This is a genomic window from Micromonospora sp. NPDC049301, assembly GCF_040678715.1.
Taxonomy (GTDB): domain Bacteria; phylum Actinomycetota; class Actinomycetes; order Mycobacteriales; family Micromonosporaceae; genus Micromonospora.
The window spans coordinates 498,973-513,613 of record NZ_JBFAQO010000006.1; the positions used below are offsets into that span (position 1 = coordinate 498,973).

The window sequence follows — 14,641 nt, forward strand, 5'->3', positions numbered from 1 at the left end:
GCCGCCCGTGCTTCGGAGCGGCCGCTGCGCATCGCGATGGTGGTGCCGCCGTGGCTGTCCGTGCCGCCGCCCGGATACGGCGGCTTGGAGCAGGTGGTCGCCGGTCTCGTGGACACCCTGAAGGGGCACGGACACGCGGTGACGCTGTTCGGGGCCGGCGGGCATCACGGCACCGCCGGTGACTTCGTCTCGACCATCCCCGAGGTCCAGTACGCGCGACTCGGCGAGTCGTTGCCGGAGCTGGCCCACCTGGCCCAGGTGAACCGGATGGTCAGGGCGGGCGACTTCGACCTGATCCACGACCACACCACGATCGGTCCGCTGGTGGCCGGTCGCCGGGCCGTGCCGACGGTGGCGACGGTGCACGGCAACCCGGTCGGGGAGTACGGCGACGTGCTCAGCCAGGTCGACGAGGGCGTCGCCCTGGTGGCCATCTCGCACGCCCAGCGCCGGCTCAACCCGACCCTGCCCTGGGCCGGCACCGTGCACAACGCACTGGACCTGCGCGGGTTTCCGCGCAAGACGGCGCCCGGCACCGGGCCGGTGCTGTGGCTGGCCCGGTTCAGCCCGGACAAGGGCCCGGACATCGCGATCCGGGCGTGCCGGGCGGCCGGGCTGCCGCTGCTGCTCGCCGGCAAGTGCAACGAGCCGGCCGAACGCCGCTACTACGAGGAGGTCGTCGCGCCGCTGGTCGGCGACGACGTGACCGTCGTGTTCAACGCCGACCGCGCGGAGACGCTGCGGATGCTGGTGGACGCCCGCTGCCTGATCATGCCGATCCAGTGGGAGGAGCCGTTCGGCATGGTGATGTTGGAGGCGATGGCTACCGGCGCCCCGGTGGTCGCCTTCGACCGTGGCGCCGTGCCGGAGCTGGTCCGGCCCGGCGTGACCGGGTTGGTCTGCGAGCACCCGGAGGAGCTACCCGCCGCGTTGCGGGCGGCGAAGGACCTGGACCCGGCGGCCTGCGTGGCGCACGTCGCGGAGAACTTCTCGGTCGAGCGCTTGGCGTACGGCTACGAGGAGGTCTACCGACGCTTCCTCGCCAGCCGGCACGACGTCCGCGAGGCGGCCCGGGTGGCGGACCGCTGACCGGCCAGCCCCGCGTGCGAAAGGGCCCGGATCAGACCCGGGCGGCTCCCAGCTCGGCGATGGCGGCGTCCAGCCTGTCCGCGTACTCCGGGCTGATGGCGCCCTCGCCCAGCCGGACCGCGACCTTCTCGCGCAGCCGCGCCACCGGCGGGGCCAGCTCGTTCCGGTTGCCGGAGCCGGCCGCGGCGGTCAGGTTGCGCAGCTCGTTGCGCAGGTCGAGGCCGACGTCGGCGCGGATCTCCCCGGCGGTCAAACCGGCGCCGATCAGGCCGTCGACCCGGTTGGCGGCCTCCACGAGCGTGCCCGGCGCGGAGGTGGGCGAGCCGGCGCTCGGCCGGGCCGACGGCGTGGGTGCGGGCCGGGACGGCTCGGTGACCGGCGGGGCGGTCGAGAGGGTCGTCACCGGACCGGCGGTGGGTTGGGTCCGCGGTGTCGCCCGCCGCTCGGGCAGCAGCGTCGCGACGGTCAGCGCCACGCCGACCGCCAGGACCGCCGGGACCAGCAGCAGCGCCGGCCGCCGGCGCGACCGGCCCGGCCCGCGGTCGTCCCGATCCGGCGCGGCTGGCCCGGCGCCCGGCCCACCCTCGGCTGTCGGAGCGGGTGGCGCCGGCGGCAGGGTCAGGGTGGGTACCCGGGTGGTGGTCGGCGGATCGGTCGCCAGCAGGTGGTCCCGCAGCACCGTGGCGACCTGCCGGGCGGTCGGCCGGTCGGCCGGATCCCGGGCCAGACTGCGCAGGCAGACCCGGGCCACCGCCGGGGGCAGCTCCGGCAGGCCGGTCAGCGTCGGCGGCGGGCCGCTGGCCAGCGCGTCGCTGAGCTGCTCCCAGGTGTCCGCCGGGTAGGGGACCCGGCCGGTCAGCGCCTCGTACAGCAGCACGCCGAGCGAATACACGTCGGTGGCCGGCTGGGCGGGCGCGCCGTCGAGTCGTTCCGGAGCCACGTACGCCGGGGTGCCGAAGGTGCCGCCGTCCTCGTCCTCGTCGGGGGCGCCGATCCGGGTGGCGATGCCGAAGTCGAGCACCTTCACGCCGACCCCGGTCATCATCACGTTGGCCGGGGTGATGTCCCGGTGCACGATGCCGAGCCGGTGCGCGGCGGCCAGCGCGTCCGCGACCTGCGCGCCCACCTGGACCGCCTCGGCCCACGGCAGCGGGCCCTCGGTGAGCCGCAGCTCCAACTCCTCACCGCTGAGCAGCTCCATCACCACGAACGAGGTGATGGTGCCGTCCGGGGCGACCGTCTCGCCGTAGTCGTGCACCGAGGTCACGTGCGGGTGCACCAGCTGGGCGGCGGCCCGGGCCTCCTCGCGCACCATGTCGCGGAAACGGGCGTCGGCGGCCAGCGACGGGGCGAGCACCTTGAGCGCGACGACCCGGTCCAGCACCTCGTCGTGGGCGCGCCAGATGACCGACATGCCGCCGGCGCCGATCTGGTCGAGAAGCCGGTACCGGCGGGCCAGCAACCGGCCCGGATGCAGTGCTGCCTTCACGGATCGCACCTGCCTCGGGGGTGGGAGCGGTATCAGGTTGCGCGAATGTTTCCTGGCTGTCAACGCCGTCGGTGCCCGCCACCGGTCCGGGACGGGTGCGTGCGCCCACCGCCCCAGCCGGTGGCCGACGGGTCGGCGGCGGGCCCGTGCCAGGATGGGTGGCATGGCGGGGGGACCGGTGGCGTTCGTACTCGGGGGCGGGGGAGTGCTCGGCGCCGTCGAGGTGGGCATGTTGCGTGCCCTGTTCCGTGCCGGCATCCAACCGGACATGGTGCTCGGCACGTCGATCGGCGCGGTCAACGGCGCGCTGGTCGCGGCCGACCCCTCGGAGGCGGTGACCGACCGGCTGGTGCGGCTCTGGGCCTCGCCGGAGGCCAGCGAGGTGTACGGCGACTCGGTCGCCCGGCAGCTGCGCCGCTTCGCCGCCCGGACCCACCTGCACTCGCCCCGGCCGCTGCGCCGCCTGCTGGAATCCGAGCTGGGGGTGGACACCACCTTCGCCGACCTGCGGGTGCCGTTCCGCTGCTGCGCGGCGCACATCGAGCGGGCCGCCGAGCACTGGTTCGACAGCGGCCCGGTGGTGCCCGCCGTGCTGGCGTCGGCCTCGGTGCCGGGCCTGCTCCCACCCACCGAGATCGACGGTGCGCACTACGTGGACGGTGGCATCGTCAACTCCATCCCGATCGGCGAGGCGGTGGCGGGCGGCGCCGGCCAGATCTTCGTCCTTCAGGTGGGCCGGATCGAACGGGAGCTGACGCCGCCCCGCCGGCCGTGGGAGATCGCACAGGTCGCGTTCGAGATCTCCCGCCGGCACCGGTTCTTCCGGGAGATGGCCGCGCTGCCGGAGGGGGTGGAGGTGCACGTCCTGCCGACCGGGGGGCTGAACCCGCGCGACGACACCCCGTGGGCGTACCGCGACATGGCGGCGGTGGGACGGCGGATCAGCCGGGCGTACACCGCCTCCCGGCGTTACCTCGCGGCCAACGTGGAGCGGTGATGCCGCTGCCGCCCAGGTGGCTGCGCCGGTTGCTGCTCGCCCCCGGTGTGGTGCTGCTCGCCGTCACGGTGGTGACCACCCTGCCGGTCTGGGCACTGCTCGCCGCGGCCGCCTCCCCGCTGGTCCCGGGTCGGTTGCGTCCGCTGCGGCTGCTCTGGATCGGCTGCGTCTACCTCGTCTGGGACGCTGCCGCGCTGCTCGCGCTCTTCGCGCTCTGGGTCGCCTCCGGCTTCGGATGGCGGAGCCGGTCGCCGGCCTTCCAGCGCGCGCACTACGTGCTGGCCGGCTGGTTCCTGCGGGTGCTGTTCTGGCAGGCCCGCTGGGCGCTGCGGCTGCGGATCGACGTGGTGGGCACCGACCCCGACACCGCGCTGCCCGGCCGGCCCGAGTTGGTGCTCTGCCGGCACGCCGGGCCGGGCGACTCGTTCATCCTGATCCACGGGCTGGTCAACTGGTTCGACCGGGAGCCCCGGATCGTGCTCAAGGACAGCCTCCAGTGGGACCCGGCGATCGACGTGCTGCTCAACCGGCTGCCCAACCGGTTCATCGCGCCGACGCCGGAGCGCGGCGAGGCGACGGTACGCCAGATCGGGCACCTGGCCACCGGCCTGGACGACAACGACGCGTTCGTCATCTTCCCGGAGGGTGGCAACTTCACCCCCCGACGGAGGCTGCGCGCCATCGCCCGACTGCGCTCCCTCGGGCTGGAGCGGATGGCGCTGCGCGCCGAGCGGATGCGGCACGTGCTCGCCCCGCAGCCCGGCGGGATGCTCGCCGCGCTGGACGCCGCCCCGGACGCCGGGGTCATCTTCGTCGCCCACACCGGGCTGGACCGGATGCTCACCGTCGCCGACGTGTGGCGGGAACTGCCGATGGACAAGCGGATCGTGATGCGGTTCTGGTCGGTGCCGCCGGAGGACGTGCCGACCGGTCGGCAGGAACGCATCGACTGGCTCTACGACTGGTGGGGGAAGATCGACGCCTGGATCGCGGCCAATCGGGACGGCGCCGCGTAGGGTGCGCTCGTGGACCAGATCTGCGTGGTGACGACGGTCGTGGACGCGCGTTCGGTCGCCGACGTGCTGGCGGCCGCGGCCGTCGCCGGACGGCTCGCCGCCTGCGCCCAGGTCGGCGGTCAGGTGGACAGCACCTACTGGTGGCGGGCCGGGGTGGAGACCAGCACCGAGTGGTCGGTGCAGTTCAAGACCGCACCCGACCGGCTCACCGCGTTGGTGGACCAGATCCGTGCCAGCCATCCGTACGAGGTTCCGGAGATCCTGGTGTCCAGGGTGGAGAGTGGCGACCCCGGCTACGCCACCTGGGTGCACGAGCACACCCGCCCCTGAGTACGCGCACTCTGGGCGGCGCCCCGGTGGGGCTTCGATGATGACCGCGTGGATGACATCGGCTATCCCTGCCCCGCCTGCGGTGCCCCGGCCGACCTGAGCGCCGGTTGCGCCGGCTGCCGCCGCCCACCCGACCCGATCGCCGCCGAGGTGGTCCGCCTGGGCCGGGAGGTCGCGCGGCTCGGGCCGGAGGTGGAGCGGGCCCGCCGGACGTACGCCGAGCTGGCTGCGCGGCTGGCCGCGACGTCCCGGCGGCAGGCGGAGCTGGCGGCGATCGTCCGCGCCGGGGTGGCGGCGCCGTTCACCGGGCCGGCGCCCAGAGGGCCTGAGGTGCGCACCGAGCCGGTGGCGGTCGGTGCGGGTTCCCCGGCGCCGGGCGCCGCGGAGGCGTCCACACGGACGGTCCAGGGTCTGCTCTTCGTCCTCGGTGGACTTCTGTTGGGCACCGCGGCGGTGGTCTTCACCGCGGTCGCCTGGGCGTCGGTGGGCGTCGGGGGACGGGCGCTGATCCTGGCGGCGGTCACCGCGCTCGCTCTGGCCGCTCCGCTGCTGGCGGTCCGCCGGGGGCTGCGCGGCACGGCGGAGACGTTCGCCGCCGTGGGGCTGCTGCTGGTGGTGCTGGACGGGTACGCCGCCTGGTCGGTGGACCTGGCGGGTGTGGCCGGCTGGCCGGGCAGCAGGTACGCCGCGCTGGTCGGGGGGGCCAGCGCGGCGGTCGCCGCGGTGTACGCGCGGTGGAGCCGGTTGACCGGTCCCTGGTTCGCCGCGCTGCTGGCCGTCCAGCCGGTGCTGCCGCTGCTCGCCGTGGCGGCGCGGCCGGGTGCGGACGGCTGGGCCCTGGTCCTGCTCGGGGTGGCGCTGGTGGACCTGGCCGTGCTCGCCGCGCTGCGCGGCAGGGGAGGGCAGGCCCCGATGGCCGGCCGGGTGCTGGCCGGGGTCGGGCACGTCGCCGCGCTGGTCGCTGCGGCCGGCTGCGCCCTGGTGCCGCTGCTGCTCGGCCGGGCGGCGGGTGCACCGCTGCTGGCCGGGGTGCCGCTGGTGCTGGTCGCGTCGACCGGGCTCGGCGCGGCCCGACTGGTCGGCGGACGGGCGCTGCGGGCGGTGGCCGCCGGGTTGCTGGTGCCGGTGGTCGCCGCCGCGCTGCTGCGCCCGGTGGCCGAGCTGCGGTCGTCGTTGCTGCTGCTCGCGACGGCCACGGTCGCCCTCGGGCTGGCCGGTGCGGTACGGCTGCTGCCGGCCGGTTGGCGCACCGGGCCGCGCGCCGGGGCGCTGCTGGTCGCGGCGGGCACGGTGCAGGTCGCGGTGCTGATCACCGGGGGGCTGGCGGTCGCCGCCGTGGGCAGGTCGTTGCCGCCGTGGAGCGGTGCCGGAAACGGGCCGGACCTGACCTGGGGCTGGCAGGTGGCACCCGTGCTGGCGTTGGCGCTCGGCGCGACGGCGTTGCTGCTGCCCCGCAGCGCGGGGGTCGTGCTCGCCACGGCCGGCACAGCGGCGGTGCTGCTCGCGGTGCCCGCCGGCTGGGCGGCCGCCTGGCCGGCCGTGGTGACCGTGGACCTGATCGGCGGGGTCGTGCTGCTGCTCGCCGTGCTGGCTCGCCCGGCGGTCCGGCCGACAACGCTGCTCACCGGGGCTCTCGGCGGCGCCGTCCTGCTCGGGCACGGGCTGTTGGTGGCCCTGGCCGCTCCGGCCGCCGCCCTGGTGGCGCTCGGAACGGTCACCGTGCTCGGCCTGGCGCTGGCCGTGCGGCGGGCCGCCGGGCCGTACCGGTGGGTGGCCGGCGCGGGTCTGCTGGTCGCGCAGCTCGCGCTGCCCGGGGTCGCCGCGCTGGCGCTGTTCGCCGCGGGCGCGCCGCCCTGGTGGCAGGCCCGGGTCGCGCTGGTGGCGGCCGGGCTGCCGCTGGTCGCGTTGCTCGCGACGCGTCGCCACCGGGCGGAGCTGACCGGGTACGCGGTGGGCGGCGCCGTGCTCGCGGTGACCGTGCCCGGCCTCGCGCCGCTGGTCGTGGCGGGGAACGAGCCGCTCGCGCTGTACGCCGCGCTGGCGGCGCTGGGCGTCGCGCTCGTCGCCCGCTGGGATGTGCCGACGACCGGTGACCAACCGGAGCGGGCCGCCGTGGGCGCGCCGGTGGCCGGCGACCGCGAGCCGGGCAGCCCGGCGGTCGGGGTGTCGCCGGTGACCGGTCTGGTCGCTGTGGCCGGCGTCGTGCTGGTGGCGGTCGCGGTGCTGGCCGCCCTGCCGGCGCTGCTCACCGCGCTCACCGCCCCGTACGGCAGCCGAGGGCCGGTGTGGTCCGGGGTGCCGAGGGTTGTCGCCGATCCGGCGGCGCTCCCCGCCGGGCTGGCGCTGGTCGTGCTGGCGGTGGCCGCCGTGCTGGCGGGTCGAGGGGTCCGCCCGCCGCTGCTGCGCGCAGTGCCGTTCGCCGCGGCTGCGCTGCCGGTGCTGCTCGTCGCGGCCGGCGCGCCCTGGCCGGTGCTGCCGGCCGTCGTCCTGCTCGCCGGGGTGGCCGCGCTGCTCGTCGCCGCTCTCGCCGTGCCCCGACCGGCGCTCGCGCCGACCGCCGCGCCGGTGGGTGTGGTCCTGGCCGCGTCCGGCGTGGTGGGGCTGCTGGCCACCCGGGCCGGCACGCTCGCCGCGGAGGGTGTGCTGCTGGTGGCGGCGGTCGTCGTCGCCGTCGGAGCGCGGTACGTCGAGGTGCGCGTCACCGGCTGCCTCGCCGCCGTGGGGGCGGCGTCGGCGCTGGCGGTGACCGCCCCGCTCGCCGGCGGGCAACCGCTCCGGGCGGCGGCGTACCCGCTGCTGGCGGTGGCCGCCCTGGTCCTGGCCGTCGCCGCCGCGACCAGCCCGGCGGCGACCGGCCGGCCGGCTGACCCGATCGGTTCGGCGTCCTGGGCGAGCGGCGCGGCCGCGACCGGGAACGTGGCAGGCGGGAGCCCGTCGGCGCGGGCCGGGGTCGGGCGGGTGCTCGATGCCGCCGCGCAGGCGGTGGCGCTGGTGGCGGTGCTGCTCGCCGTCGAGGTGGCACGGCACGTCGCGACCGTCTGCGTGCTCTGGGGTGTCGCCGTCGCGCTGCGGCTGCTGCGCCGGGGCGAGCCCGTCGCCCGGCGGTGGGCGTTCGCCGCCATCGCCGGCGGCAGCGAACTGCTCGGGGCGTGGGTGCTGCTGGCCGCCGGCGGTGTGACCGTGCTGGAGGCGTACACCCTGCCGGCCGCGGCGCTGGCCCTCGGCGCGGGCCTGCTGGCGCTGCGCACCCGGCCCGGTCTGACCAGTTGGCCGGCGCTCGGCCCGGGGCTGGTCGCGGCGCTGCTGCCGAGCCTGGTGTCGGTGCTGGCCGGCCCGGACCCGCAGCCGTGGCGGCGGCTGCTGCTCGGCGCGGCGGCGCTGGGCGCGGTGCTGGCCGGCGCCACCCGCCGTTGGCAGGCTCCGGTCCTGCTCGGTGGCGGAGTGCTGGCGGCGCTGGCGCTGCACGAGCTGGCTCGTGGCTGGGACCTGCTGCCCCGCTGGATCTACCTGGGTGCCGGCGGGCTGGCGTTGATCGGGCTCGCCGCGAGCTACGAGCGACGGCGGCGCGACCTGGCCCGGCTGCGCGACGTGGTGGCCCGGCTGGGCTGAACCGAACCCGGGGGTAGGGCTCGCCCTACCCCCCATTCGGGGGTTGTCAGGGTTACTCACAGCAACTAATCCCGCCAGGCTAGATATAGCCCGGGCCACCCCGGTACGGGCGTGAGCGGGAACGGGAGCAGCCCATGGCGCTCGGAGCGGTGGCGGAACCGCCGGTACGACGGCGAGGCAGTGACTACGCACAGTTGTCCCGACGGATCAGCGAGGCGGGCCTGCTGGAGCGGCGTCCCGGCTCGTACGTCGCCCGCATCGTGCTCACACTCGGTGCCTTCATCGCCGGCTGGGTCGGGGTGTTCCTCGTCGGCGACTCCTGGTGGCAGCTGCCGCTCGCGGCCGTGATGGCCGTGGCCACGACCCAGGTCGCGTTCCTCGGTCACGACGCCGGGCACCGCCAGATGTTCCGCCGGCGTGGTCCCAGCGAGCTGGTGGGCCTGTTCGCGGGCAACGCGGCGGTGGGGATCAGCTACGGCTGGTGGGTCGACAAGCACAACCGGCACCACGCCAACCCGAACCACGAGGACGAGGACCCGGACGTCGGCGCGGGCGCCCTGGTGTGGACGCCGGAGCAGGCGCTGGAGACCCGGGGGTTCGGCCGCTGGCTGGCCAAGCGGCAGGCGTACTTCTTCTTCCCGATGCTGCTGCTCGAGGGGCTGAGCCTGCACGTGGCGAGCATCCGGGCGATCGTCGGCCGGGGGCCGGACGGCCGGTACGCCACCCCGATGCGGCACCGGGCGGCCGAGGCGGCCCTGCTGCTCGCGCACACCGCCGGTTACGTGGCGCTGCTGCTGGCGGTCATGTCGCCGGGGAAGGCGCTGCTCTTCGCCGTCGTGCACCAGGGGCTGTGGGGCCTCTACATGGGCTGCGCGTTCGCGCCGAACCACAAGGGCATGCCGATGCCGACCGCCGAGGACGAGCTGGACTTCCTGCGCAAGCAGGTGCTGACGTCCCGCAACGTCCGGGGCAGCCGGTTCGTGGACACGGCGCTGGGCGGGCTCAACTACCAGATCGAGCACCACCTGTTCCCGAACATGCCCCGGGCCAACCTGCGCCGGGCGCAGCCGATCGTCCGCGCCTACTGCGCCGAGCAGGGCATCTCGTACGCCGAGACCGGGCTGGTCGAGTCGTACCGGCAGGCGCTCGGCCACCTGCACGAGGTGGGCCAGCCGCTGCGCGGCTGAGCACGCGGGCCGCTGGGCGGCTGAGCACGTACGTGGCGGGGGCGGTGCCGCAGGGCACCGCCCCCGCTTCGTCGTACCGGCCCCGACCGACACCCCGCCACCGCTGGTCGATGCCGCTCGCCGGCCCCGGTAGGGTCGGCGCATGGCAGACCTGCTCACCGCGGAAGCGGTGCGAGACGAGCTGGGCGGGCTGACGGGCTGGTCGGGCGACGAGACCGGGATCAGCCGCACGGTGGAGCTGACCAGCTTCCCGGCGGCCATCGCGGTGGTCGACCGGGTGGCCGGGGCGGCCGAGGAACTGGACCACCACCCCGACATCGACATCCGCTGGCGCACGCTGACGTTCCGCTGCGTCACCCACTCGGCCGACGGGGTCACCCACCGCGACATCGACCTCGCCCGCCGGATCGACGAGATCATCCGGAGTGCCCGATGAGGTTCGAGATCAGCAAGGTGCTGGACGCCATCGAGGGCCGGGTCTGCACGGACCCGTCGCTGGTGCGAGCGGTGCTCGACCTGGCCGAGGTGATCCGCTACCAGGACATCGACGGTGGTCGGCCGGCCAGCCTGCTACGGCTCGGCATGGTCATCGACGCGCTCTCCCGTGAGCTGGAGGAGGACAGCGTCCAGGTGTACGCGGTGGTGCACCGCGCGCTGCTCTCCGACGCCGACCTCACCTCAAACGAGCGGATGGTGGTCCGCCGCTGGGCCGACGACGGGCTCGTCGAGGTGCTCGACAACCCGGGCGACCGGATGCTGGAGGTCGCGGACCTGCTCGGGCTGCCGGTGCTCAGCCGGGTCCGCTTCGACGGGCTGCGCGGGCGCTTCCCGTGGCTGGTCGAGCAGCCCGGTCGGCTGCTCGCCCCGGTGCCCGGCGCCGGCGGCCCGGTGTTCATCGCGCACGTCGGCGGCGGGCACTCGCCGGTCTCCGGCACCCGCTCGCCGGCGGGAGTGAAGCTGCTGGCCCGCCAGTGGCGCTGCCCCGAGCCGGGCTGCGCGCTCTTCGGTGGCGGTGGTGGGGGTGGCGCGTTCGCCGACCTGGCGCGGGTGGAGCGCAGCCCGGCCGGGCAGCCGCCGCCCGCGCTGCGCGGCGGCGTACCGACCTGCCCCCGACACGGCGCACGGCTGGGCGACGGTGGCCCCCGGCCGCGTACGGAGGTGCTCGCGGTACGCGTCGGCGGCCTGGTCCGGCGGCGGTTCGTGCTCAGCGAGGAGCAGCCGGTGGTGGCCGGTCGGGCCCCCGAGCAGGACGGCGGGATCATGCTCGGGCAGTGGCTCAACGACGAGGCCCGGCGGTGGATCAGCCGTGGCCACGTCCGCTTCGAGCTGCGGGTCGGCGAGGTCGTGGTGACCGACGTCAGCACCAACGGCTCCGGCATCCGGCCGGCCGGCTCGATGGCTGAGGCGGACCGTATCGCCCTGGCCCCGCAGCAGTCCCGGGTGCTGGGTGAGGGCGACATGGTGGAGCTCTACCCGGGGGTGCAGATCGGCCGGGCCGAGGAGCTGCCCACCGGCGCCCCGTTCACCCCCACCTCGGTGATGGCCGAGGCTCCCACCATGGCGATGCGCCTGCCCCGCGCCTGACGCGGAAGGCGGGCGTCGGGACCGTGGTCCCGACGCCCGCCCCAGGCTCGTGCCGGGTCAGCCGGCCAGCACGGCGGCGAGCTGAGCCACCGCCAGGTCGATCTCCTCCTCGGTGATCACGAGTGGCGGAGCGAGCCGGATGGTGGAGCCGTGGGTGTCCTTGGCGAGCACGCCGCGCTCGGCGAGCCGCTCACAGGCCTCCCGCCCGCTCATCAGCGCCGGGTCGATGTCCAGACCGGCCCAGAGACCACGGACGCGCACCCCGACCAGGCCCTTGCCGACCAGCCCCTCCAGGCCGGCCCGCAGCCGCTCGCCCAGCTCGGCCGAGCGGCGCTGGAACTCGCCGGTGGCCAGTAGCCGGACCACCTCGATCGCCACCGCGCAGGCCAGCGGGTTGCCACCGAAGGTGGAGCCGTGCTGGCCGGGCTTGAGCACGCCGAGCACGTCGGCGTTCGCGGCCACCGCGGAGACCGGCACGATGCCGCCGCCGAGCGCCTTGCCCAGCAGGTACATGTCCGGCACGACGCCCTCGTGGTCACAGGCGAAGGTCGCGCCGGTGCGCCCCAGGCCGGACTGGATCTCGTCGGCGATGAAGAGCACGTTGCGCTCGGTGCAGACCTGGCGCACGCCCGGCAGGTAGCCCTCCTGCGGCACCACCACGCCCTGCTCGCCCTGGATCGGCTCCAGCAGCACGGCCACGGTGTTCTCGTCGATGGCGGCGGCCAGCGCGTCCAGGTCGCCGTACGGGACCACGGTGAAGCCCGGGGTGTACGGCCCGAAGTCGGCGCGGGCGTCCTCGTCGGTGGAGAAGCTCACGATGGTGGTGGTCCGGCCGTGGAAGTTGCCCTCGGCCACCACGATGTTGGCCTGACCGGCCGGCACGCCCTTGACCTGGTAGCCCCACTTGCGGGCCACCTTGATCCCGGTCTCCACCGCCTCGGCGCCGGTGTTCATCGGCAGCACCAGGTCCTTGCCGCACAGCTCGGCCAGCTCGCGGCAGAAGTCGGCGAACTGGTCGTGGATGAAGGCCCGGCTGGTCAGCGTCAGCCGGTCCAGCTGGGCGTGCGCGGCGGCGATGAGCTGGGGGTGCCGGTGGCCGAAGTTGAGCGCGGAGTAGCCGGCCAGGCAGTCCAGGTAGCGCCGGCCGTCCACGTCGGTGAGCCAGGCACCCTCCGCGGACGAGATCACCACCGGCAGCGGGTGGTAGTTGTGCGCCGTCCAGCGCTCGGCGTCCCGGACCGCTCCCGGCGTCCGCAGGATGTCATCCACGATCACTTGCTTGCCTTTCCCTGACGGAGTCGCAGCGTGCAGCACTTCGGTCCGCCGCCGGCCTTACGCAGCTCGGACAGGTCGACGCCGATGGTCTCGTAGCCCCGGTCGCGCAGCTTGGCGGCCAGGTCGGTGGCCTGCGCGGGCAGCACCACGTGCCGCCCGTCGCTGACCGCGTTCAGCCCCAGCACCTCGGCGTCGGCCATGGTGGCGTGCACCGCGTCGGGGAAGAGCCGGCGCAGCACGGCCTGGCTGCCGGGCGAGAACGCCTCGGGCAGGTACGCCACCGTCCGCTCGTCGAGCACGGTCAGCGCGGTGTCCAGGTGGTAGAAGCGCGGGTCGACCAGCTGCATGGTGATCACCGGGTAACCGAAGACCTCCTGCAACTGGGCGTGCGAGGCGTGCGCGGTGCGGAAGCCGGTGCCGGCGAGCAGGTGGTCGCCGGCCAGCAGGACGTCGCCCTCGCCCTCGTTGACGTGCTTGGGGTCGTACATCTCGAAGCCGGCGGCCTCGAACCAGGCCCGGTAGGCCGGCGCCTCGTCGGCGCGCTGCGGGTCGCGGAACTGCACGGCCATCGCCTTGCCGTCGATCACGGTGCCGCCGTTGGCGGCGAAGACCATGTCGGGCAGGCCGGGCACCGGAGCGATCTCCTCGACGGTGTGGCCCAGGTCAAGGTACGTCTGGCGCAGCCGCTCCCACTGCCGGACGGCCAGCGCGGCGTCGACCGGCGCGCTCGGGTCCATCCACGGGTTGATCGCGTAGTCGACGGCGAAGTACGTCGGCCGGCACATCAGCAGGCGCTGGCTGGTGGCGTCCATCGTCATTGTGGTGCTCCCAGGGTCGGGCGCGCCCGGCCACCGTGGCCCACGGGCTGGCGCCGTTGCTCAACGTTATGCGGCGCCAGCGGCAGGATCCACCACCGAGAGTTGCGCGCACCGAACATTCGTTGCGTCTGGGCGGTCAGCGGCTGCGATTCGTTGTGTGAGCGGCTGGGCGGGCCGCGAAAACGCCTCGGAGCCCGGCGAACCGGGCCCCGGACAGACTTCAGGGGCGGCGAATCGCCGCCCCTGAACGGGTGTCGCCCGGCCGGTGAACCACCGGGAGATCGGGCAGCCGGCGAACCGCCGGCCTTGCCGGTGCACCACCGGCGAGCGGGACAGTGCCCGCTAGAAACGATCGACAAACTGTGAGTCGAGCCACTCCCGGAACCGCTGCACCCAGTCGCCGTCGGTGGTCGGCCAGTCGAACTGGCCGGTCATCGCCAGCACGCCGAGCACCACCGCCGCGAGCCCGATGAGCACGCCGAACAGCGCGTCGGTCTTGCCGGCGACGTGCCGGCGGCGGGTGGCCATCAGGCCGAGCACCGAGAGCACCGCGCCGATTGCGCCGAGCCCGATGCCGTACCCGGCCAGGGTGCCGGTGAGCACGAAGAGCGCACCGGCGACCGCGACGATCAGGCCGAGGGTGGCGAGCAGGCTGGCCCGAGGCTTCGGGCCGCGCGTCACCGGCGGCTCCGGCGCCGTCCGGTCCGGGGTCGGGTCGACCGGGCGGTCGGTGGTGACCCGGTCCGTCGTGTCGGGCCGCCGGGTGGTGCTGTCGAGGGCGGCGTTCCGGTCGCCGGTGCGCTCGATGGTCGGGGTGGCGGTGCGCTCCGGCGTCGAGGCCGGGCTGGTGACGGTGCGGGGCTCGGCGTCCGGCCGGGCGGTGGCGGCTCGGGCCCCCGCCGCGCGCTCACTCGCCCGCCGCTCGGCCTCGCCGGCCTGGTCGCCGGTCGCCGTGGTGCTGCGGTACGTCGTCTGGTCGGCGTCCCGGTCGGTGACCACCGGGCGGCCCGTGTCGCCGCTGTCTGACCGGCCCTCGGTCAGCGTCGTGCTCTCCCGGTCGCTGGCCGGGGTGTCTCGGTCGTCAATGCGACCGTCGAGGTTCTCGTCCCGCGTCGGTGCCGGCTCGGACCGGCGGGACAGCGAAGGAATCCTGACCACAACACACCTCCTGATGAATGCGTGGTGGCCGACGTATCGGGTGGCACCCACGCGGTACGTCACGGAGATACCCAGATGCTCGATTTCTG

Annotated in this window: 12 protein-coding genes; 8 read left to right on the forward strand and 4 right to left on the reverse strand. The window is 75.2% G+C overall.

Features of this window, described 5'->3' with window-relative positions; genetic code table 11:
* The first annotated feature begins 36 nt into the window (after positions 1–36).
* On the forward strand, positions 37–1,089 hold the full coding sequence (locus AB0K07_RS21070) for a glycosyltransferase family 4 protein (RefSeq protein ID WP_363757181.1): 1,053 nt from the start codon (positions 37–39) through the stop codon (positions 1,087–1,089).
* 31 nt (positions 1,090–1,120) lie between these two features.
* Here AB0K07_RS21070 and AB0K07_RS21075 read toward each other — a convergent pair whose 3' ends face one another.
* Complete coding sequence (locus AB0K07_RS21075) at positions 1,121–2,578, reverse strand: serine/threonine-protein kinase (RefSeq protein ID WP_363757082.1); 1,458 nt, start codon at positions 2,576–2,578, stop codon at positions 1,121–1,123.
* A gap of 163 nt (positions 2,579–2,741) precedes the next feature.
* On the opposite strand from AB0K07_RS21075, the gene AB0K07_RS21080 reads away from it, so the two are divergent.
* The 7 genes from AB0K07_RS21080 (at position 2,742) to AB0K07_RS21110 (ending at position 11,301) form a co-directional block, all read left to right on the forward strand.
* Positions 2,742–3,575, forward strand: coding sequence for a patatin-like phospholipase family protein (locus AB0K07_RS21080; protein ID WP_363757083.1), 834 nt, complete (start codon positions 2,742–2,744; stop codon positions 3,573–3,575).
* The gene (locus tag AB0K07_RS21085) at positions 3,575–4,591 is read left to right on the forward strand and encodes a 1-acyl-sn-glycerol-3-phosphate acyltransferase (RefSeq protein ID WP_363757084.1); all 1,017 of its coding nucleotides are present in this window, start codon (positions 3,575–3,577) and stop codon (positions 4,589–4,591) included. Before AB0K07_RS21080 ends, AB0K07_RS21085 begins: the two co-directional genes overlap by 1 nt.
* 9 nt (positions 4,592–4,600) lie before the next feature.
* On the forward strand, positions 4,601–4,921 hold the full coding sequence (gene cutA, locus AB0K07_RS21090) for a divalent-cation tolerance protein CutA (protein WP_363757085.1): 321 nt from the start codon (positions 4,601–4,603) through the stop codon (positions 4,919–4,921).
* A 48-nt stretch (positions 4,922–4,969) separates the two neighbouring features.
* Positions 4,970–8,530, forward strand: coding sequence for a hypothetical protein (locus tag AB0K07_RS21095; RefSeq protein ID WP_363757086.1), 3,561 nt, complete (start codon positions 4,970–4,972; stop codon positions 8,528–8,530).
* 134 nt (positions 8,531–8,664) lie between these two features.
* Positions 8,665–9,717 carry an acyl-CoA desaturase gene (locus tag AB0K07_RS21100; protein ID WP_363757087.1) on the forward strand — a complete coding sequence of 351 codons (1,053 nt, stop codon included), beginning with the start codon at positions 8,665–8,667 and terminating at the stop codon, positions 9,715–9,717.
* A gap of 142 nt (positions 9,718–9,859) precedes the next feature.
* Positions 9,860–10,153 carry a 4a-hydroxytetrahydrobiopterin dehydratase gene (locus tag AB0K07_RS21105; RefSeq protein ID WP_363757088.1) on the forward strand — a complete coding sequence of 98 codons (294 nt, stop codon included), beginning with the start codon at positions 9,860–9,862 and terminating at the stop codon, positions 10,151–10,153.
* Positions 10,150–11,301 (forward strand): FHA domain-containing protein, encoded by a 1,152-nt coding sequence (locus tag AB0K07_RS21110; RefSeq protein ID WP_363757089.1) that lies wholly within the window; start codon positions 10,150–10,152, stop codon positions 11,299–11,301. Before AB0K07_RS21105 ends, AB0K07_RS21110 begins: the two co-directional genes overlap by 4 nt.
* Before the next feature lie 57 nt (positions 11,302–11,358).
* On the opposite strand, the gene rocD is transcribed toward AB0K07_RS21110, so the two are convergent.
* From rocD to AB0K07_RS21125, 3 genes are all read right to left on the reverse strand, one after another.
* Positions 11,359–12,573 (reverse strand): ornithine--oxo-acid transaminase, encoded by a 1,215-nt coding sequence (gene rocD / locus AB0K07_RS21115; protein WP_363757182.1) that lies wholly within the window; start codon positions 12,571–12,573, stop codon positions 11,359–11,361.
* Positions 12,573–13,388, reverse strand: a complete 816-nt coding sequence (ddaH, locus tag AB0K07_RS21120) for a dimethylargininase (protein ID WP_363757183.1) — start codon at positions 13,386–13,388, stop codon at positions 12,573–12,575. Before ddaH ends, rocD begins: the two co-directional genes overlap by 1 nt.
* A 348-nt stretch (positions 13,389–13,736) precedes the next feature.
* Positions 13,737–14,552: a DMT family transporter gene (locus AB0K07_RS21125; RefSeq protein ID WP_363757090.1), complete on the reverse strand. Its 816-nt coding sequence runs from the start codon at positions 14,550–14,552 to the stop codon at positions 13,737–13,739.
* Between the last annotated feature and the right edge of the window lie 89 nt (positions 14,553–14,641).